Below are 20,654 nucleotides of genomic sequence, written 5' to 3'. Positions count from 1 at the left end.
CATCAATGATTAAATACAAACTCACGCGAATTCAACAACGCCCAAAAGACGTCTTCCAGGGCTTGCTGACGATTCGCATTTTCGGCAACCGTCGCTTTCAACGCCGTCAACTCAGCCTCCGTTGGCTTTCGCGAAACGCATCGCAAATACAACTCCGTAAGAACCTCGTCGTCCGACTTTTTCGCATCGATCAACTTCTTCACAACGCCGCCTTGCTTGATCTTGTTCTGAACGGTCGAACCGTTGATCAAGTGCAGAGCCTGTGAAAGGTTAGGTTCCATAATGACCTCGCAACTGCAAACCGTCTCCCTTTTTGCCCGCCCGAACGTATTCAGGAAGTAGTTCGACGTGTTTCCGTCGGCAATTTGCACGGCCCGAGCACCCAATGGCAATCCTCGAAATTTGTCGCGAGTTTCCGTAATCTGCGAAATCACGTCCAGCAAAATCTCGGCTCGAATCCGTCGCAACGACGATCGGGAAAAGTTGGTTTCATCGCTGGCGTTGGTTTCATTTTGCTTGGTCGAAAGCTGGTAGGTTCTCGAGTTGCAGATGTCTCGAACGAGTTTCTTGAAGTCAAACTTGTAGTCCACGAACTTCGCCGCCATCTCGTCAAGCAACTGTGGATTCACAGCGGGATTTGAAACGCGAACGTCGTCGACTTCGTTCACGATGCCGCGCCCGAGAAAGTGAGCCCACACGATGTTCGAAAGGTTACGAGAAAACCACGGGTTCTCCGCCGACGCCAACCACTCAGCCAACACGACTCGGCGATCCTTGTTTTTTGTATCCGGCACTGCGCCACCGAGGAACTTTGGCTGCATCGTCTTCCCGGTGACCGGATGCTTCGTTTCGCCGCCGCCGTTGAAGATGATTCGCTCGCGAGGATCTTCGGCTTGTTTGCGATTGACTTTGGCAAAGAAAGCGGCGAACGAATAGTAGTCGTCCATCGTCCAGCGATCGAAAGGATGGTTGTGGCATTGAGCACACTGGATTCGCGTGCCCATGAAAACCTGAGCCACGTTTTCGGCCGTTTTCAGTTTGTCGCGTTCGATCTCGTAATAGTTCGTCGCCGGATTGCTAAACGTTCCGCCGGTTGATCCCAGTAATTCACGGACCATCTGATCGACGGGCACGTTGTTGGAGATTCGCTCTTTCAGCCAATCGAAATACAGCAGCGTGCTTTTATAGCTAACCTGGTTGTTCACCGAACGGACTTGCAGCAACTCCGACCATTTCATCAGCCAGATTTCGGCAAACTCTTTCCGCTCCAGCAACTGATCGATGTACTTCGAACGCTTTTCCGGATCGGAATCGGCGACGAAAGTCTGGACCTGTTCGCTCGTCGGCACGATGCCGCAAATATCCAGCGACGTGCGACGAATGAACTCTGCGTCGGAACATACTTCCGACGGAATGATCCGAAGCTTGCGAAGCTTGTCGTGGATTCGCTCGTCGATATAGTTGTGCGGCTGAATTGAATCCGGCCACGTGAACTGAACGTCTTTTGGCAAAACGATCACGTCGCTGCCGACGGTGTGCGTATCAAAACGAGCCATCACAAATGCTTCGCCGCGGTTGGCTGCTGTGACGACCCCAGACTGCGAAACTTTCGCCGAGTTGTCGTTGTTGGTGGAAAAGTAAGCAAGGTTCGTGACGTCACGCGTTGAGCCGTCGGAGTAGGTCGCGACGACGGCCAGTTTTTGATTCGTCTCGGGCCCGTTGAGAACAGCAGCCGGAGGGTAGAGTTCAATTTTGTCGACGGTCGGAACTTTGCCGACGTCTTCAGTGGCTCCCGCGTTCAGCCAGCGGGTGATCGTTTGATAGTATTCCGAATCGCGAGACATCAACGAGCCGCCCGAATGCGCGACCGCGCCGGTGGCTTTGTTGGTCAACAGGCAGTCGTCTGGTACGGCGAGATTGATCCGCCGCCCCAGCATTTCACGCGTCAAACGATGGTGATCGCCTTTGGGATCGAAGCCGTAAAGCGAAAGGTTGAAGCCGTCTTTTCCACGAGCAGCACCGTGACAGCTACCTGCGTTGCAACCCGTTTTGGAGAACACCGGCATGACGTCGTTTTGAAAGCTGACGGGTGGAACATTGGCCGCACCGGTGACTTTGATCGGAATCTCGACCAGCTGCATCTCGTTTTCGACGATCAGTTTCGCGTCCCCGTCGGCGACCGGAAGCACGAAGCCGTTTTCGAATTTCGCGGCAGGACCTTCAATGCGAATCGTGCTCGAATCCGAAAGGTCCTGGGTGATTCCGTCGGAAAGCGTTCGCTGGATGACGATGGACTGCCGATCCAGCGCTGACCCTAACGTGATCTGCGCCGGGTAAACGTTGAGCTTGGACGTCGGTTCTGGTTTTGGCTCGGGGGCTGGAGCTGGCGGAAGAGTTGGCTCCGGCGCGGGCGTTGGATTTGCTTCAGCAGCTGGCGTCGGCGGAGGAACGGGCTTGGGCGCAGGAGCTGGCTTGGGATCAGTTTTTTGCTCAGGCGCAGCCGCAGCCGTTTCGCTCGCGGCAGCCTCAACCTTTGCAGGCTGATCAGGCGCAGGTTGTTCTTTCGCAGCTTCCTGCGTCATGAACGAAAGCAAAAATACAAATGTGATTTTCAACATCATTTCGTCGCCACCTTTGTTTTCTTCGCCTTCTCAACCTTGGGAGGTCGAGGCTTGTTGATTCTCAATTGACCGCGGCCAGCGTTGGCAACCATCGTTGCGCCGTTTTGCGGGATCGTCACACGAATGAAGGGTCCATGTTTTCCAGGCGGCGACTTGTCAGTGGTCTCAAACTTGAACGTCAGCGATTCGGTCTTCGCGTCGAACTTCAGCGGCGAATTCGTCTTCACGTTCGGTGGAATGCCAAGCAACTCAGCCGTGGCTTCTCCTTCGAACGCAATCAACTGCTCCAGCGTCACCGCCATCTCTGCTGACTCGCCCTGAGTCACGCTCGTCATTGCCATTTGCATTTTGACTCGCGGTTCAGCAATCTCCAGTTCCGAAAGCTGCGTCGAAATCCATGACTGACCTTTCACATCCGACCAACCCATCACGTAGATCGGCCACTTGCCAATTTGTGCATTGGCATTCGCATTGAGCGGATAATCAAACTCGGTTTTGTCCTTCGTGACCTTCACTTGGTAGTTCGTACCTACGCCCGGCGGACGAAACGGAAATTGAAGGTAGATGTCTTTTTCGTAGCCCTCGTCACGATAGATTTTGACTTTTACATTTGTCGAACCGTCTCGCAACAGCGGAGCCTTCGGCGGAACCAACTCCAGTCGAAACGGAACCGGTTCAAGGACTGCGACCGCGGCTTTGTCGACGTGGCAAGGATAATAAAGCGTGTTGTTTGGCACGCCCAAAACCAGATCGGCACGCAAGTCGTAGCCGCCCTTGATGTTCTTTGCGTCGTCGACGTGAGCGGCGTTGACATCAAACAGTCCGCCGTCGATTTCGGCATCTTGCGTCGCCGTGAAAACAACCGGCATGTAAGTCATGTTGGCCGCCATCGTTCGACATTCCATCGTCACGCCTGGCGGCAACGAATCAGCAATCAGCTTGACTTCGCCACTGAAATTTTTCTTGGACGCGTCCATCAGCAACCCAAACCGGTTGCCTTGGGGAATTGCAATCTGCTGACGTCGCTGTGAAAAGCGATCATTCCGTTTAATATTGACCGTCAATTCAGGCTTGGGTTTCTCGAACTGCAAACGGTAAATAAAGTCTTCGCCACCACGGTCCAGATGATCGCGCACTCGCACGAAATAGTCGCCGTCTTCGGGAACCTGAAACCGCATTTGAGCATCCGGCTTTCGAGCCAGATCGTCATTGCCAGCAATGTGCTTTTTGTCTTTCGCGTAGAAGATATTGATGACCGGATCCAGCGGCGAGCCGATTCGCCGGGCGTAGCAGTCAACAATCCAGGTCTCACCTTTCTTCGCTGTGAAACGATGAAAATCATTGCTGTCGCCTTCCGCGATGCGACCATCAATCGCGATCGGCAACGTCACCGCGGTCTGTTCGAGAAAGCCATTGTTGGGCTCGACTTCGGCAACAGATTCCAGATCCGAAAGCAGAAACGGAAACGGCGATGGCGAAACTCCCTGTTCGTCTTCGCAAAACAGACCTCCACGGAACCCCTCGCTGGTCGGAAGCGTGACACTCTTTTTCATCGGTCCGCCCGGGTCACCGAGAAACGTGACCTCTTTCGTCTCACCGAACTTGCCGCCGGCGGGAAACACCAAAGCTGGACGGGGAAAGTTCCCTACATGCAAGCGATAGCGACAATTACCGTTTCCGCCGTACGAAGTCTCGCGAACCATGACGGTGTACAGACCGTCTGCCGGAGCATGAATCGACAGAAAGGCGTCCTGTTTCAGCAACGGGCAGTCATCGCATTTCGCGAGCTCGTTGCCTTCGGCGTCACGGATCTCGATGTAGGGATCGAACATGAAGCCAAGCCGAATCGCTTCGATTTCTACAGAGATTCGTTGCCCTTGCTTGGCTTCAAGTTGAAACCAGTCGACGTCTTCGTTTTGGACGACGCCATTGATGGTCGTGCCGAGTGCCACTTTTTGCGGCGCCGTGAATTCAGAATTCGGCTCTGCTTCGTCAACCTCGGGGAGAACTCCGACGAAGAAGTTGCGGTAGTCGGAAACGCCGCTGGCGGTGCGAAGCTGAGCCACGTGTTCGCCAATGCGACAGGTTTCGGCGCAGGCAACGGTTACTTTGACATTGTTGCCGTCGACTTGCTCGATATTCTTGACCTCAAAGCCGTCGTCATAAAAGAAAACTTCTTTCGCGTCGAACAGCCGAGCTCCGGTAAACAGCAACGTCTTTTCGGTGCCACGCTGCATTCCTCTCGGAACGATCTGGTTCAGCACAGGCGTTCCTGGCACGCCGGCGGCAAAACTCGTGGAAGCAGCCGCGAAACAGATCAAGATCGCGAACAGGTTGTGTTTATATTTGAGCATACAAAGATGTAGGTTAAATCATGCGAAACGCCGGTTGCTCGTCGGCCAAATTTGAAGCGCCGACGAGTCATGCGGGAGCCCGCGAAAAAGAATGACCGAATTAAACCAGAAGGTCCTGCCGCACTTGGCCGCCGTCGACGATCTCGATCGGTCGGTCTCCAGGAGCCATCAGCTCTTTGTCTGCATTGATGCCGATGCACTTGTACATCGTCGTCGCCCAGTCCTCGACCGTCATCGGATCCTCGGCAGGCTCGCTGCACGTCGAATCGGACTTGCCGTAAACCTGACCACGCGTGATGCCGCCGCCCGCCATCAACGTGCTGAACACTTTTGGCCAGTGGTCGCGTCCGGCAGTCGCATTGATTTTCGGCGTACGTCCAAATTCACTGGTGACACAAACCATCGTTGAGTCCAGCAAGCCGCGTTGATCGAGGTCGTTGATCAACGTCGCGTAGGCTTTATCGAACGCAGGAGCCTGTCGACGGAATTTGTCTTCGATCTGATCGTGGTGGTCCCAACCGCTGTAAGTTAGCGTCACAAAGCGAACGCCGGCTTCGACCAAACGACGTGCCAACAGCATACGTGCTCCAGCTTCGTTCTTGCCGTAAGCCTCGCGAAGCTTGTCGTCTTCTTTCGAGATGTCGAACGCGAGCCGAGCTTTCTCTGAACTGATCAAACCGTAGGCTCGATCGTAAAACGTGTCGACCGTATCGAGAGAGTCCGATTTTTCTTTTTCGCGGAAATGCTGATTCACGACGTCGAGAATACGTTGCCGTTTCCCGAAACGATTCGGATCGACACCGCCGGGCAGTTGCAAATCGCGAACGCGATAGTCCTTTCGGCCCGGATCGGAACCCAAACTGAATCCGGCGAAAGATGAACTGAGGTAGCCCGTGCCAGCGAATGTGTTTGGCTGGTTCGGAATGAAAACGTAAGGTGGCAAATTCTGTCGCGGGCCGAACTCGTGCGAGACCACGCTACCCATCGACGGATACTGAAGCGCCGGGCTGGGACGGTAGCCGGTGAACATGTTGTGGACGCCGCGCTCATGAGCCGCTTCGCCGTGAGTCATCGAGTTGATCACCGTGATCTTGTCGGCAACCTTCGCGGTCTGCGGAAACAGTTCGCTGAACTTGACGCCGGTGAGTTTCGTGTCGATCGTCTTCAGCGGACCACGATACTCCAGCGGAGCGTAAGGCTTGGGATCGAAGGACTCCTGCTGAGCCATCCCGCCTGGCAAGAAGATAAAAATGACGGACTTGGCCGTGCCTTCTTTACTCTCGTAAAACTTCTGATCAGCCTGCGCCGACTTCATTTTGAAGAAGTCCGTCAGCGTCAAACCAAGTCCGCCGATGGCGCCAACGGTCAGCAGGTTTCGGCGGCTGAGAAAATGGTCCGTACACTTGTCGCGTCTCATACGTAAGCTCCTGGAAGTGGCAACGTCCTTGCTTCCAAACTAGGCCGAAATGTCCAAACTGTCAATTTACGGAGGTTAGTCTCGCATTAAATGCGAATCTGTGCAGATTATGCCGGCTTTTATGGCAGCTCGACACTTTGAACCTGAATTGATGTTTTGGGTTGCGGCTGATTTGGCGATACTTCAACGAATCCGAAAAAGTTAATTGTCGGATGCGCAAGCCCATCATTTTCATGGAAGAAAAAATGATTAATGTCCAGGATATTGTTACGCTCCAGATGGAAACGGTTTCACGTTGGCATCACGAGCCGATCGACAATCCGTACTCTGATTTGGAACAGGCCGTTTGCACTCAGCATCAATTTAATTATCAGCTGTGGCATCAGGAAGACATCGCTCGCAGCCGCGACGTGACGGACGAGAAAATCGCTGAAGTTAAACGTGCGATCGACGGCTTCAACCAAAACCGGAACGACTGGATCGAGAAAGTCGACGACTATATCACCGAGCTTGTTCAGTCGCGAAGCGTTAAAGTTCAACCCGACGCTCGGCTCAACACCGAAACGCCTGGCAGCGTGATTGATCGGCTCTCGATTCTGTCGCTGCGAATCTATCACATGGAAGAGCAGCTTGAGCGCAGCGATGTGAATCAGGAGCATCTTGATTCCGTGAATCACAAGATCGCGATCTGTCGCTTGCAGCAGGACGAGTTAAGCAATTCGTTGCAGGAGCTGTTAGACGACATCTTCGCCGGCCGCAAGCGTCATCGCACGTATCGCCAGCTGAAGATGTACAACGATCCGTCACTCAACCCGTATCTGTACAAAAAGCAGGTCGCATAACCAGCGGCGAAAGCTGTCAGCCAATCACCTGAGTGGCGTGAAGCACTGTCCAACGCCATTAATTCGTGAGGTCCACGATCACGCGGCGATATCGCGTAAGCCGTGGAGATCCGTGATCTGTGACGGCCAGGATGATATGCAAGGTCCCAGTGCCCGGCGGCATGACGTTCCGAGTCGGAATCTTGAATGTCGCCTTCTGCTGATCAAAGCCTTCGATTTCGATCGGCTGCCCTGATGTCGCGCTCGAGCATAGAAACGTTCCGGCTTCGACATAGGCAAACCAGTGGTACGAAAGAGCATCGCCGTCCGGATCCGCCGAACCTTCAGCGCTCAGTGAAACTTCTTCGCCTTTCTTCGCTGTTAGTCGGTCGGGATGGCCAAGCTTCGCGATGGGAGGATGATTGGCGTTACCGAAATCTTTGACCGTCCAATCCATCCGTGACGCAAAGTCATTCTGATAGGCCTCGCGCCAACGCCAGATCGTGGCATGATTGGTGTCATACCAGCGACCATCGATGCCTTTGACTTCATCGTCCGCACAAGCCCAGAACGGACGAGTTTCCTTTTGCAAAAACCACTTCTGCATTCGTGGCGTGTAAAACTCGTATCGTCCTCCCCACCCGCCCCAGTTTGGATGGTCGTGATTATTGAGTCCGTTGTTGATCAAGTTTAAAAATGAGGGCGTGTCGCCTTCCATCAAGTATTCCCAATGCGGATACTCCTTACCCAGCGGCCCTTTGCGACGAATGTTTTTATCCAGCCACTCATTGGTCACCAAATCAAAGTCGGCTCCCGCGCAGCGTGCATGAAATTTGTCACCACTGATGCCGCTCCACGTTGCATGGTGATAGGCGGCTCCCGGATGAAAGCCTGGACTGGCAACGTAAAACAGATCGGGAAACTGCTCACGAAGCCACGGTCCGCTGTCGTCCTGGTCGGAGATCGTATAGACGCGAATCTTTGAGACAAATTTTTTCAATTCCTCGGCCGTTCGAGTCTCGCGAACTTTCCAAAGTGCTTGAGCCAACACGTTTGGTCCGCCCCAGGCCGTCACCCAAATTGGACGTGGATCATCTTTGTCGACCGCTTTAACAAGTGCCTCTGAAGCCTCCGAGTCTTTGCCTTCTCCGACGCCGTTCATGCCGTAAACCGGAAGGCCTTCGGTTACCATGCCCAACAGTGATTTAGCCGTCGGGAAACCTTGCTCGTGCTTTTCCAGATTGTCACGCACTTTCCCGTAGGCTTCGACGATCCGGCGGATTCGTTGCGGCGCGACACGGCGTTGTTGATGCAGTGACGTCGTCGCAGCAAGCCCTTCGATATCGTAGTGGTTCGCGTACACCAGAAAACGAACCATCGACATGGCATCGTCGGGTTCGTTTTCAATGTCGGTCAGGACGAAAACCCTCGCCTTTTCAGGAACCGTGCTTTCGTCCGCAACAGTTGGCTTCGCGACGGCGGTTCCAATACAGACACAACAAATCAGGCAGCTGAGATAGTTCTTCATGGGATTCTCGTGATGATAAAGGCCGAATGGATGATTTCAATTCTCGTGGATCAAGCCGACCGGCACTTCCACAATCCAAAGTTTGAATCGTACTTTCCTGAGGCGACATTTCTATCGCCACTGAAAATCAAAAAACATACGCGTTACAAATCAAGCGATGCTTTCCGCCGCTTCATCTTCAATCGTAGTGGTAAAGAAAACCAACACCAGAACCCAAAAACACAGGATCAGATTCTGGACCGGTAGTTGAAGCGCGAGCGGCAGCGAGTAAATCATGATCGCTGACGGCAGCCACACGCACCAATTGGAGATCAATGCCGGCAAGACTTTGCGGACATACCAGTTCCGCCCCAACGCTGTTCGCGTCTGGGAAAACGAGTAGCCGTTGTCTTGCCAGATGTAAAACAGCACGCAGTTCAACAGGCCCATCAGCGGTCCGTATCGCAACGCGTCAAAGGAAACTTTGCTGGCAATCGTTTTGACGCTGCTGTCGTCGCCAAACATCCACGCTTGAAAGCGATAGAACAGATCGATTTCGGCGCCTTTGAAGGCCCAGAAAATTACATTGGCAATCAACAGTCCCCAAAAAGCCTGGGGAACTTTCCGATCCACCGCGACACGCAGGATGCTGGGGATGAGGCCGCCGAAAATCGCGGTTGAGACAATCCCGAACAATATGCCATATCGGGTTTTGACTTCGCCGATTCTCTCCAACCCGCTGCGAATCGGTTCGAACCAATAGTAGCCGGCAATCAATGCGACGCCGAAGAGCCAGAGTGCTGCTCCGGGCCAACGATTTTGCCAAGCGGCCTGCTTGCCAGTTTGAATCGCCGTGGCCAGGGCGCTGTTGGGTTTCATGGTGTTCTTGAGTTGGTTCCGTCCGTTCGTTTCAGATGTTCTAACAGACTTCGCAGCGACAGTGACGTGGGCTTTCAAACCAGGTTGTGGCATCGACGAACGCTGAGCGACAATTCGAAAAGAAACTCGCGAGAAACGTCAGAACAGAAATCGTGGCCACCGGAAAATCACTGGCCGAAGGCCTGCACCACCGCTTCGCATCCCGATGTCGTGGACCTTGTTTCCGGTTATCCTCTGCGGTCTCGTTGACTTGACATAAATTCTGAACCGACATTGCCATGACTATCAAACTGATCGTGACCCATCCAGGCGGAGCCCACAAAGACGACTTTCTGGCCTGCAGTCTGCTCGCCCATCTGCACGGAGCACCCATCCAGCGACGCGAACCGAACGATGAAGATCTGGCAAACGTTTCGACCTGCGTGGTCGACGTTGGAGGCGTGCATGATGCTGAGTTGAACAACTTCGATCACCACCAGTTCCCGCGAGACGCTCCGCCGCTGTGTGCGTTGTCGTTGGTGCTACAACACATGGGACTGTACGACGACGCGTTGTCGTTTTGTGCCTGGTTGCGACCGACCGAGTGGTTGGACACGCGCGGCCCCAATGAAACCGCCAAGCTAATGGGCATTCCGCGGCAAGCGTTGAGCGAGCTGAATTCGCCGATCGATGTCACGTTGCTGAACCGTTTCGCAAACGAAGCTGAACTCTCACCCGAACACCCGATCTATCAAGTCATGTGCATGGTCGGAGAAGATCTTGTGAACTACGTGCGTTCGCTACGAGAGCGGTTGGATTTTTTGGCACAGCATTGCCAATGGTGGACCGTTGAAACCGAAGGTGCAAACGAAGCTCCGATTGAAGCTCTGTTCCTTGAGCAACATGCAGAAATCGCAAACGATCCTTCGTTCGGGCTTCACGCATTCATCACAGAACAGAAAAAAGAAGACATCGTTCACGCTCTCATTTACCCCGATCGACGCGGCAGCGGCTATGGTTTGACACGATACGAGGATTGTCCACGGTTGAATTTCTCACAGATCGAGAATCAGGAAGACGTGCGGTTTGCCCACAAACGCGGCTTTGTGGCGAAGGTTGACGCAACCGATCCGGCCAGGCTGAAAGAACTGCTGGCGGGCGCGGTGGTTGATGCGTGACGCAGCGGGAACTAAGCCTGTGTTCGCACGGCGGATGCAAATCAAGACCGTGCCTGTGACCACACGGTTGTGCAACTGACGAACAGACTGCCAGCTAATCACGTATTTCGCGTAGGGTTTCCCGGGGAGTCGCGTTTGGTGATAAAGTACAACCCGTGGCCTCGCCCGCGACGAGACGTTGCTTGCCCCACATGTTGCCGCCCAACCAATTGCTGAATCGGCCACAATCGCGGACCTTACTTTCAGACACCCGTAAAATCTCATGGAAGACGTTTTTGCACTCCTGCCGGCGATCCTGTTGTTGGCGATTTGCATCGTTTCGATCCTGTTGATGCGTCGGCTTGGGCTCAGCCCGATCGTCGGCTATTTGCTGGGCGGCGTGCTGATCGGGCATCATGCATTCGGCTGGATTCACGAAAACGGAACGACCCACTTGCTCGCCGAACTGGGCGTCGTGTTCCTGTTGTTCGACATCGGAATGCATTTTTCGGTGCGTCACATTTGGGAAACGCGGCGCGATATTTTCGGGCTGGGTTCACTGCAAATGGGATTGACGCTGCTTGCGTTCGGCGGCGGACTGATGCTGTGTGGGTTCCCTTTCGAAATCGCGTTGGTGCTCGGCGGAGCACTATCTCTTTCGTCAACGGCCGTCGTCATTCCAACGCTTTCCGAGCGAGGCCAGAGCAAGTGCCCGGTCGGAAGGACCTCGACTGCAGTCCTGATTTTCCAGGATGTGTTTGCCATTTTCCTGTTGATTCTGGCAGGCTCGTTAACAGGCGGCGGTGGAACCGAAGCAGTCGAATCAGCTGACGTGGCACAAACCAGTTTGCTGACTTCCGTCGGGCTGGCGGTCGTGAAAGGAGCCATTGCGTTTGCAATCGCGTTCGCACTTGGTCGCTACGCGATCCGGCCTTTGTTCTCAGTCGTGGCCCGCACGCGAAACGATGAAATCTTCACGGCACTCGCGTTGCTGATCGTGCTCGCCATGGCTGCCGCCAGCGGTTGGGCGGGACTTTCGTTGACGCTCGGAGCATTCCTTGGCGGCATGATGTTGGCCGAAACTCCTTATCGCCATCTGATTCGAACCGAAGTCAAACCGTTTCGCGGATTGTTGCTGGCTTTCTTCTTTATCTCGATCGGCATGTCGCTGGACTGGCATGTTCTGCTAAGCGGTTGGTGGCAGATCCTGTCGCTGGTCGCTGCAATGATCTTGATCAAAGCCATCGCCATCTCCGCGTCCGCCAAAATTGTTGGCTGGTCGTTGCCCGGATCGATGCAACTGGGTTTCGTGCTGGCCCAGGGAAGCGAATTCGTCTTCGTGATTGTTTCCATTCCCGCCGTGCGTGCTGCGGTTGGCGAGCAGTATGTCGGAGTGCTGTTTTGCGCCACGGCAATCTCACTGGCACTGACACCGACGGTTTCGGAACTGGGTAATCGTCTCGCACTGCACGTTCGCACGCGTCGATCGATTGAGTTGCCGAAGTCCGAGGTGACTCCTATTGAAACCACGGCGCCCGTTGTCATCTTCCGCATGAACGAAGTCGGTCGAACCGTCGCGGACGCGTTGACGGCTCATCAGATCGAGTTCACGGCGATTGACAACGACTACGATCGCTTCAACGCCGCAACCGTGGATGGCTATCAGGTCACGTTCGGCGACCTGGCCGATCTGAGGATGGCGGAGACGATTTCGATGGACCAGCGAAGCGTTTTGGTGTTCGGCAACATTCGAGTCGACGTGGCTATCGATTTGAACCACATCGTGCTGGAGCGTTTTCCGAAGCTGATGCGAATCGCGTCGGTTACAGACAAAGCCGACGTGGAACGGCTTGAGAATCTTGGGATGCATGCGATCGTCACGAATTCAGAAAACCCTGGCGTGGGGCTGGCAGAGAAAGTTCTGTCTGCAATGAGCGTGGAACAGGAAAAGATCGACGCCTGGATCGAGCGTCGGATCAGAAAAGAAGTTTCCGCCTGACAAGCCTCCGCCTGACAAGTCCGTCTAACGTTTGCCGAGGGTTAGAAGACTTTTCGTCTCCGCAGCGACTGTGCGGGCACTGTGTCAAATCCGCACATTCCAACCAGCCACGACCCAAAATCCGCTCACGGCATGAACCAAATCCGGGAGATTCACGCTTTGCAGCAGTTGGTCGATCGCTGCGACGCGGCTTTCTGGGGCGATGTCGAGCCTCAAGTTCTCGCTGGCACACGCTTTGCTTTGAAGAACATTTGCACTGAGAGAAAAATCAATCGCAACGTATCGAACAGGAATCCAGTCATGTCTGAGACGCTTGAACTTCCGCGATCCAAATCACCGAACCTTCCGACGACAATGAAAGCCGCCGTCGCTCACGCGTTCGGCCAGCCGTTGAAAATCGAGCAGGTTGCCGTCCCGCAACCGGCGGCAGGCGAAGTCCTGATTCGCGTCGAAGCCTGCGGTGTCTGTCACACGGACCTTCACGCGGTCAACGGTGATTGGCCCGTGAAACCAGAGCTGCCGTTCATTCCGGGTCACGAGGGAGTCGGAATCGTCGAGGCCGTCGGTTCGGAGACTTCGCTGGTTAAAGTCGGCGATCGTGTCGGAGTTCCGTGGCTGTACAAAGCGTGTGGCAGTTGCGAGTACTGCATTACGGGTTGGGAAACGCTGTGCCCGAGCCAGCAAAACGCCGGCTACTCGGTCAACGGAAGCTACGCCGATTTTGTGGTGGCTCCGGAAGCCTATGTCGCCAAAATCCCTGACGGCCTGGACCCGGTGCATGCCGGACCGATCCTGTGTGCGGGCGTGACGACTTACAAAGGCATCAAGGAAACCGAAGCGAAACCTGGCGAGTGGATCGTGATTTCAGGAATCGGCGGGCTAGGTCATCTGGCCGTGCAGTACGCGAAAGCAATGGGTCTGCACGTTGCCGCTGTCGATGTCGCCGATGAGAAACTGGAACTTGCTCGATCACTCGGGGCAGAAGTCACGGTGAACGCAAATTCCGAAAACCCGATCGATCAGGTGCAACAGCAAACCGGTGGAGCTCACGGAGCGTTGGTGACCGCTGTCTCGGTCCCGGCGTTTCATCAAGCCCTCGGCATGCTTCGTCGCGGCGGAACCTGTGCGTTGGTCGGATTGCCTCCGGGAGAGTTTCCTACTCCCATTTTCGATGTGGTGTTGAAACGAATCACTGTCCGCGGCTCAATCGTCGGAACGCGGAAGGATATGCAGGAAGCGTTGCAGTTCGCGGCTGAAGGCAAAGTCAAAACAACCGTCGAGGTTCAGCCGCTGAGTGCGATCAACGAAATCTTCACGCGTCTTGAAAACGGTGAGATCAACGGCCGCGTCGTCATCCAACCTTAGGCACTGTTTGGTAAATGTGAGCGGCAAGGCGCTAGCCGCCGTTCCGTTGCGCTTTTTAACGGCGGCTAGCGCCTTGCCGTTTATGTTTGGCCGCGTTGATGACATGAAAATCAATTTGTCAAACAATGCCTAAAACTCTCGCGACGATGCAAACGAAAGCAGCTTTATGGAAATAACCGAGCTTCCTCAACTGGTGCGTAACGCAGGGCGGTTCCGGGAAGTCGTGACGATTCTCGCCAAGCATGGTTTGGCTGATTGGCTGACGTTGGCTTCGCCGCGTTGGCTGGATTGGCTACGAGGAAAAACGTCCGACGACGAAGACGACTGTTCGACTGAACAGCGGATCCGAATCGCGCTGACGGAACTTGGCACGACGTTTATCAAGCTTGGACAGGTCCTCAGCACGCGACCGGATCTGGTTGGCCAGACGTTGGCGACGGAGCTTGCTGAACTACGGGCCAACACGCCCGCCGACGATCCCGATTCCGTTCGGGCGATGATCGAGTCGGAGTTGGGCGGGGCGATTGAGGAGCTGTTTGCAAAGTTTGAGCCCGAGGCGATGGCGTCTGCTTCGATCGGCCAGGTTCACAAAGCGATTTTGCATGGAGGAGAGCATGTCGTGGTGAAAGTCCAGCATCCGGGCATCGAAAAACGGATCGTCAACGACCTCGAGATCATCAGCAAGCTGGCCGAACTTGCGGAACAGCACTCGGTTTACCTGCGTCAGTATCGGCCTGTAAAAACAGCGCAGGAGTTTCAGCGAACGTTGATGCGAGAGCTGGACTTTGGTCGTGAGCAACGAAACATGACTCGCTTTCGGGAGAACTTTTCCGATAACTCTCAGGTTCGATTTCCTGCAGCCTATCCAGAGCTCTGCTCACGTCGCGTGCTGACGATGGACCTGTTCGAAGGCATCAGCGTGAGCGAAAAACAGAAACTGGAAACGTGTGGACTGGACCTGAAGCAGGTCGCCATAGATGGAGCCAACCTTTTTCTGGACATGATTTTTCGTGACGGGTTTTATCACGCCGATCCGCACCCGGGAAACCTGATGGTTCTTTCGGCCAGCGATGTCGCAGGCAGCAGCGATCAACGAAGTGCCGGACTGCCTTCCGCCGCCGGGATCGGCGTCGAGGTCGATGCGGAAACTCCCAGACGTCGGCTCAATGGAGCAGTAGGCGCTGCGCTGGTCACGGAAAAGATAACAGGGCCACGCAACGAATCTAACTCGTCTGCTGTGATCGGAGTCCTCGACAGCGGCATGGTTGGACGGATCGATGATGCGTTACAGCAAGAGTTGGAATTGGCACTGATCGCAGCGGTCCACCAGGACGGAGAAGTCATTACAGAGATTATCGCTCGAGTCGGTGATCTGCCGTCCGATTTCGACGAATCAGAGTTGCAGAGTGCCGTGCAGGAATTTCTCGACGAATATTCGCATCAATCGCTGGACGACTTTGATCTGAGCGGATGTCTCAACGAGATGATCCTGATCATTCGCTCGCATCAAATTTACTTGCCGGCAAAGATCGCGATGCTGCTCAAGGTTCTGATCATGCTCGAAGGCACGGCACAGCAGTTGAGCCCTAAATTCAATCTGGCTGAACTGATCCAGCCTTACGGAACGACGGCCATGTGGCGACGCTATTCGCCCAAGCGTTTCTTCTCCCGAATGAAGTCGACGGTGAAGGACTGGGATCGTCTGATGGCGATTCTTCCTCGCGACGTCGCCGACATTTTGCACAACATGAAACGCGGCAAGTTCGACGTGCACCTCGAACATCGGCGGCTGGAACCGATTGTGAACCGTTTGGTAAAAGGAATCCTTACGGCGGCGCTCTTCATGGGTTCGGCATCACTTTCCAGCTACCAGGTTCCACCAACGATCAACGGTTTTTCGATTCCCGGATTCCTCGGTTGCGGAGTCGCGCTGTACATGGGTTGGTCGATCACGCGAGCCATCAACCGATCGAAAAAATAACGCTGCTTCGGACGACGGCAGGCGACGAACAAAGCGCCGTACGAGATTCCGACTTGCCGTTGTCAAACTACTACTGGAGCTCTTTCAAAGCCGCCACGATGTCTGCGGGTTCGGCCCGCTGTCGATAGTCAACGTCAACGAATCGCCACGTCACGACGCCCTCACGGTTCAACACAAACGTCGCCGGGATAGGCAACACGGTTCCATTGCCGCCGTTGATCTCTTCCAACTGCAAACCGCGATCGTTTCGCATATGCCCCAGAATCACTTCGGGAACCTGCCACGAAACTCCGTACTCCGCCGCGACCAACGCGTCCTGATCCGAGAGCACCGGAAACGGCAGCGGCTCCTGCCCCGTTTGTGAAACCGAATCGTCGGGCAACTGTGGGCTAATCGCAACCAGTTCCGCACCAAGCGAATGGATCTCCTCCAGTCGGGATTTCATTGCTTGCAATTGCAAACTGCAATAAGGACACCAACTGCCGCGATAAAAAGTCACCACGACCGGGCCCTTTGACAGCAAACTCGCAAGCGAAACTTTTTCGCCCTGAGAGTTGGGCAGTTCAAAGCCGGGAGCCTGTTGTCCCACTTCGGTCGCGTTGGCACCGGACTGAAACACCTCGGCGGACGCCAACAGATCATCGATCCGTTTCGCAAATTCCGGATTGTTCTTTCGCGTCGTCGCGAACTTGGCTTCCGTTTGCGCTCGAAGCGTATTGGTCGGGTCTGTATCCGCATTCATGTTTCGTGCCTAAATAGTTCCGTCGTCAAAATACCACTGTTCAAAGGTTTATTCGTTCGCCACGCGGATGACAAGCTTGCCTTGGTTCTGGCCTTCGAGCAGTCCGATGAACGCGTCCGGAGCGTTTTCCAGATCCTCAACGATGTCTTCGTGAGCTTTGATTTTTTTGTCCTTGACCCACTGCCCCATCTCCGCCGCGAACTCGCCGTAACGGTGACCGTAGTCGTCAAAAATGATGAATCCCTGCATTCGAATACGCTTGGTCAGCAATTTTCTGGTCAGCAACGAAAGGCGATCCGGACCCGGCGGCAACTCGGTATCGTTGTAGTGAGCGATCAGGCCACACAGTGGAATGCGAGCCTTGGTGTTGAGCAGCGGCAGGACTCCGTCGAACACTTTCCCACCCACGTTTTCGAAGTACACATCGATGCCATCGGTACACGCCGCGGCAAGCTGTTCGTCAAAGTCATCGGCACGATGGTCGATGCAAGCGTCGAATCCAAGCTCGTCGACCGCCAGCCGGCACTTCGTTTCCCCACCCGCGACGCCAACCATGCGACAGCCTTTGATTTTTGCGATCTGCCCGACGACCGAACCGACGGCTCCTGTCGCACCGGCCACAACCACGGTTTCGCCCGCTTTGGGCTGACCGATATCGAGCAGTCCCATGTAAGCCGTGAATCCTGTCATCCCGAGCACACCCAATGCCAGCGAAGGACGCTGCATGTTGGCGTCCAGCTTCACCAGTCCTCCCCCGTCCGAGATCGCGAAGTCCTGCCATCCGCTGTAGCCGAGCACCATGTCGCCCTGGGAGAATTTCTCATTGTTAGATTTCTCGACGCGGCAAACGGTGCCTCCAACCATCACGTCATCGATCGCAACGGGATCCGCATAAGATGGCCCGTCGCTCATCCGCCCACGCATATAGGGGTCGAGCGAGAGATACATCGTCCGCAACAGGACTTCTCCATCGCCCGGCTGAGGAACATCGGTCTGCTCAAGGCGAAAGTTTTCTGGTTTGGGTTGACCATGTGGTCGCGAAGCCAGCACGATGCGTCGGTTGCGGTCAGTCGTTTGGGTTGTCATTTGTGATCCTTCCGTTTTCAGATAGACAACTTACCCTTCTGCAAACGGCATGCCTATCGTCGCGACGCACATGGCATGGCAAAGTGTTCGACGACGCACCGATTCTTCCTGTCCGAAGTCCCCCTTCAACCAGAAGGCATGCCATCACCACCGTGTTCGTTGGACCGGTTTTTGGCCAATGCCGCTCAATCGAGATTCTCAATTTCGAATTTTAGTGAGCGACGAGGCGCTAGCCGTCGGTTCGTTGACCCGCGAATAACGGCGGCTAGCGCCTTACCGCTCACTGGATTGAGCAGTATTGGCCTTTAGGCGGAATCGTTCAACACCCATCCAACGCGCCTTCCGGCTAGAGACCGCCGATTAGTGTCCATCGTGATTATTCCGAAACACTGATCTTCACTAATCGACACTAATCTTTCTATCGTCCCCGAGAAGGTCTCACAAAGAAACCTGCGACGGGCATCAGCCAGTGTGGCTTCCGAAGCGGATCAACTCGCTTTCATTTCATGCAATTAGTGGCGATTAGTGTTCTCCATCGTGATTATTCCGAAACACTGATCTTCACTAATCGACACTGATCTTTCTATCGTCCCGGAGAAGGTCTCACAAAGAAACCTGCGACGGGCATCAGCCAGTGCGGCTTTCGAAGCGGATCAAGTCGCTATCATTTCAAGCAATTAGTGTCGATCAGTGCCGATTAGTGTTCTCCATCGTGATTATTCCGAAACACTGATCTTCACTAATCGACACTGATCTTTCTATCGTCCCCGAGAAGGTCTCACAAAGAAACCTGCGACGCGCATCAGCCAGTGCGGCTTTCGAAGCGGATCAACTCGCTATCATTTCAAGCAATTAGTGTCGATCAGTGCCGATTAGTGTTCTCCATCGTGATTATTCCGAAACACTGATCTTCACTAATCGACACTGATCTTTCTATCGTCCCCGAGAAGGTCTCACAAAGAAACCTGCGACGGGCATCAACCAGTGAGGCTTCCGAAGCGGATCAACTCGCTTTCATTTCATGCAATTAGTGTCGATCAGTGCCGATTAGTGTTCTCCATCGTGACTATTCCGAAACACTGATCTTCACTAATCGACACTAATCTTTCTATCGTCCCCGAGAAGGTCTCACAAAGAAAGGTCCATCGCGGATCTCTATGGGTCGAGGTCGAGTCCACCGCAGTAAAAGAAGATCGCTGTTTTGTAGTTTTGCCTGTTTCTGTAGCCGCCAACTCGTCGCTTGATCGATTGAATCTTGCTGTTGATTCCTTCGGCAACTCCGTTTGATATTCCACTGAAGGTGCAGTAGCTGACGACGTTGTCGATGCGAGTTTTGATCGTGCGTGCGACCTTCTTCATTGGCTCCAGCCGAGTGTGAATCACCTTGCGGTACCACCACCTGAAAAACTCTTTCGCCTCCTTGGCGGTGTCGTGATGCCAAAGATCGCGAAGCATCTCTTTGTAAGTCCATGCCTTGCCGGTTTCGAGTTTGAAAGAAAACAACGCATCAAGACGCTGCTGGCTTGATTCCTTGAGGTTGTCATAGTTCTTCAGAAACAGGTAACGAGTCCCTGTTAGCGTGTCGTCACCTTCGCTGCGGAGACGCTTGTTCTCTTGCTTGCGAACCTTGTCTACCGCTTCGTTGACCAGCTTCATCACATGAAAACGGTCGTGCACAATCTTTGTTTCTGCCAGGGGAATGTTGGACTTTGCAGCGTTCACAAAAGCAGAGCTCATGTCCATCGCGATGGCTTCGACGGTTTCGATTTGACCCGGTAAAAGTTGAGAAAAGCATTCGTTGGCGGCCTCTTTGTTGTGGCCTTCGGAGATCGCTTCAACCGTACTGTTGTCGAGGTCGTAAATCAAAGTAATGTAGTTCTGCCCTTTCTTGAAAGACTTCTCGTCGATGCCAATGTGAGGCAGTGGACTGGATTGCTTTCGAGCTTGCCCACGCTCGACGGCTCGCTCAAGAATCGTCCATGTCGCTTCCCAGCCAGTTCGCAGAATCGTGCGAGCACCTTCGATCGTTTGTGTTGCCTTGAGCAAGCGGATCGCAAAAGCTTCGAACATCAACGTGAAGCGACTGTTGGGACTGGACCAGGGAACTTGAACCAGTTTCACGCCGTGTTCGGGACAATCCACTCGGGGGATCGAAGCTTCCAGCATCGTCTTGAATTGGCAGCTGTCCAAGTGACGCCAGCGACGCGATGGAGAATGGTCATAGCAGCTCAATTTCTGATCGCACTGAGGGCAGCAGAACTTCGTGCCTTGTGCGTGACGCACACTAACGACGATCTCACCAAGTTCCATGTTCAGATCAACGTTCGATACTTCCCAAGGCGTCTCAATGCCAAGGATCTGTTGATAAAGTTCCGTGTCTTGCATTTGCGTTCTCCTTCTCGGAGAATTTTACAGGACCCACAAAATTCCGCGATGGACCCAAAGAAACCTGCGACGGGCATCAGCCAGTGAGGCTTCCGAAGCGGATCAAGTCGCTATCATTTCATGCGCACTCATTCGTGTGATTCGTGGACGTCCTCTTGGTGGGATAGGCTTCCAGCCAGTCATTACATTCAACTCGCGTCATTCGCGGGCAGAACAATCTCGCAACATTTTAAAGCCACAGATGCACACAGATCCAGTGTAACAAATGCCCCACGCAAAGGCGCGGAGGCGCATAGCACATGCTCACCATCCAAACCCTGCGCCATTGCGTGAGCCCAACATCCATCACCCCGCACCTCAT

The 20,654-nt window shown here is 54.2% G+C and carries 13 protein-coding genes; 5 read left to right on the top strand and 8 right to left on the bottom strand.

Features of this window, described 5'->3' with window-relative positions:
• Positions 1-2: 2 nt before the first annotated feature.
• The 3 genes from MFFC18_RS07215 to MFFC18_RS07205 all read right to left on the bottom strand — a co-directional run bounded on the left by MFFC18_RS07215 (position 3) and on the right by MFFC18_RS07205 (position 6,392).
• A complete protein-coding gene (locus MFFC18_RS07215; protein ID WP_075085041.1) occupies positions 3-2,621 on the bottom strand; it encodes a DUF1549 and DUF1553 domain-containing protein in 2,619 nt (872 codons plus the stop codon).
• Positions 2,618-4,975: a PPC domain-containing protein gene (locus MFFC18_RS07210; RefSeq protein ID WP_075085042.1), complete on the bottom strand. Its 2,358-nt coding sequence runs from the start codon at positions 4,973-4,975 to the stop codon at positions 2,618-2,620. The genes MFFC18_RS07215 and MFFC18_RS07210 overlap by 4 nt, the downstream gene beginning before the upstream one ends.
• 100 nt (positions 4,976-5,075) lie before the next feature.
• Positions 5,076-6,392: a DUF1501 domain-containing protein gene (locus tag MFFC18_RS07205; RefSeq protein ID WP_075085043.1), complete on the bottom strand. Its 1,317-nt coding sequence runs from the start codon at positions 6,390-6,392 to the stop codon at positions 5,076-5,078.
• 245 nt (positions 6,393-6,637) lie between these two features.
• Here MFFC18_RS07205 and MFFC18_RS07200 point away from each other — a divergent pair, with 245 nt between their 5' ends.
• A complete protein-coding gene (locus MFFC18_RS07200) occupies positions 6,638-7,234 on the top strand; it encodes a DUF4254 domain-containing protein (RefSeq protein WP_087149669.1) in 597 nt (198 codons plus the stop codon).
• Between the two features lie 58 nt (positions 7,235-7,292).
• On the opposite strand, the gene MFFC18_RS07195 is transcribed toward MFFC18_RS07200, so the two are convergent.
• Together MFFC18_RS07195 and MFFC18_RS07190 are read right to left on the bottom strand one after the other, a co-directional pair.
• A complete protein-coding gene (locus tag MFFC18_RS07195) occupies positions 7,293-8,741 on the bottom strand; it encodes a nucleoside hydrolase-like domain-containing protein (protein ID WP_075085044.1) in 1,449 nt (482 codons plus the stop codon).
• A 150-nt stretch (positions 8,742-8,891) separates the two neighbouring features.
• Complete coding sequence (locus MFFC18_RS07190; protein ID WP_148618695.1) at positions 8,892-9,599, bottom strand: Mpv17/PMP22 family protein; 708 nt, start codon at positions 9,597-9,599, stop codon at positions 8,892-8,894.
• A 278-nt stretch (positions 9,600-9,877) separates the two neighbouring features.
• On the opposite strand from MFFC18_RS07190, the gene MFFC18_RS07185 reads away from it, so the two are divergent.
• From MFFC18_RS07185 to MFFC18_RS07170, 4 genes are all read left to right on the top strand, one after another.
• Complete coding sequence (locus MFFC18_RS07185) at positions 9,878-10,756, top strand: MYG1 family protein (protein WP_075085046.1); 879 nt, start codon at positions 9,878-9,880, stop codon at positions 10,754-10,756.
• 262 nt (positions 10,757-11,018) lie between these two features.
• Complete coding sequence (locus tag MFFC18_RS07180) at positions 11,019-12,734, top strand: cation:proton antiporter domain-containing protein (RefSeq protein WP_075085047.1); 1,716 nt, start codon at positions 11,019-11,021, stop codon at positions 12,732-12,734.
• A gap of 132 nt (positions 12,735-12,866) precedes the next feature.
• Positions 12,867-14,099: an alcohol dehydrogenase AdhP gene (gene adhP, locus MFFC18_RS07175; RefSeq protein WP_202907550.1), complete on the top strand. Its 1,233-nt coding sequence runs from the start codon at positions 12,867-12,869 to the stop codon at positions 14,097-14,099.
• 166 nt (positions 14,100-14,265) lie between these two features.
• The gene (locus MFFC18_RS07170; protein ID WP_075085048.1) at positions 14,266-16,080 is read left to right on the top strand and encodes an ABC1 kinase family protein; all 1,815 of its coding nucleotides are present in this window, start codon (positions 14,266-14,268) and stop codon (positions 16,078-16,080) included.
• Positions 16,081-16,150: 70 nt separating this feature from the next.
• Here the strand turns inward: MFFC18_RS07170 and MFFC18_RS07165 are convergent, their stop codons facing one another.
• The 3 genes from MFFC18_RS07165 to MFFC18_RS07155 form a co-directional block, all read right to left on the bottom strand.
• Positions 16,151-16,822 carry a peroxiredoxin-like family protein gene (locus MFFC18_RS07165; protein WP_075085049.1) on the bottom strand — a complete coding sequence of 224 codons (672 nt, stop codon included), beginning with the start codon at positions 16,820-16,822 and terminating at the stop codon, positions 16,151-16,153.
• A gap of 48 nt (positions 16,823-16,870) precedes the next feature.
• The gene (locus MFFC18_RS07160; RefSeq protein WP_075085050.1) at positions 16,871-17,908 is read right to left on the bottom strand and encodes an NADP-dependent oxidoreductase; all 1,038 of its coding nucleotides are present in this window, start codon (positions 17,906-17,908) and stop codon (positions 16,871-16,873) included.
• A 1,155-nt stretch (positions 17,909-19,063) separates the two neighbouring features.
• The gene (locus MFFC18_RS07155; protein WP_068267800.1) at positions 19,064-20,293 is read right to left on the bottom strand and encodes an ISL3 family transposase; all 1,230 of its coding nucleotides are present in this window, start codon (positions 20,291-20,293) and stop codon (positions 19,064-19,066) included.
• Between the last annotated feature and the right edge of the window lie 361 nt (positions 20,294-20,654).

This window comes from Mariniblastus fucicola (genome assembly GCF_008087665.1).
GTDB lineage: Bacteria > Planctomycetota > Planctomycetia > Pirellulales > Pirellulaceae > Mariniblastus > Mariniblastus fucicola.
The sequence above is the reverse complement of the archived record's forward strand: the minus strand, read 5'-3'. Positions and strand labels throughout refer to the sequence as shown.

Bases quoted from the DNA above. Each gene is read 5' to 3' on its own strand.
- MFFC18_RS07185 (WP_075085046.1), top strand. From the start codon at position 9,878: ATGACTATCAAACTGATCGTGACCCATCCAGGCGGAGCCCACAAAGAC.
- MFFC18_RS07200 (WP_087149669.1), top strand. From the start codon at position 6,638: ATGATTAATGTCCAGGATATTGTTACGCTCCAGATGGAAACGGTTTCA.
- MFFC18_RS07165 (WP_075085049.1), bottom strand. From the start codon at position 16,822: ATGAATGCGGATACAGACCCGACCAATACGCTTCGAGCGCAAACGGAA.
- MFFC18_RS07170 (WP_075085048.1), top strand. From the start codon at position 14,266: ATGGAAATAACCGAGCTTCCTCAACTGGTGCGTAACGCAGGGCGGTTC.
- MFFC18_RS07160 (WP_075085050.1), bottom strand. From the start codon at position 17,908: ATGACAACCCAAACGACTGACCGCAACCGACGCATCGTGCTGGCTTCG.
- MFFC18_RS07180 (WP_075085047.1), top strand. From the start codon at position 11,019: ATGGAAGACGTTTTTGCACTCCTGCCGGCGATCCTGTTGTTGGCGATT.
- MFFC18_RS07205 (WP_075085043.1), bottom strand. From the start codon at position 6,392: ATGAGACGCGACAAGTGTACGGACCATTTTCTCAGCCGCCGAAACCTG.
- MFFC18_RS07195 (WP_075085044.1), bottom strand. From the start codon at position 8,741: ATGAAGAACTATCTCAGCTGCCTGATTTGTTGTGTCTGTATTGGAACC.
- MFFC18_RS07190 (WP_148618695.1), bottom strand. From the start codon at position 9,599: ATGAAACCCAACAGCGCCCTGGCCACGGCGATTCAAACTGGCAAGCAG.
- MFFC18_RS07215 (WP_075085041.1), bottom strand. From the start codon at position 2,621: ATGATGTTGAAAATCACATTTGTATTTTTGCTTTCGTTCATGACGCAG.
- MFFC18_RS07155 (WP_068267800.1), bottom strand. From the start codon at position 20,293: ATGCAAGACACGGAACTTTATCAACAGATCCTTGGCATTGAGACGCCT.
- adhP (WP_202907550.1), top strand. From the start codon at position 12,867: ATGAACCAAATCCGGGAGATTCACGCTTTGCAGCAGTTGGTCGATCGC.
- MFFC18_RS07210 (WP_075085042.1), bottom strand. From the start codon at position 4,975: ATGCTCAAATATAAACACAACCTGTTCGCGATCTTGATCTGTTTCGCG.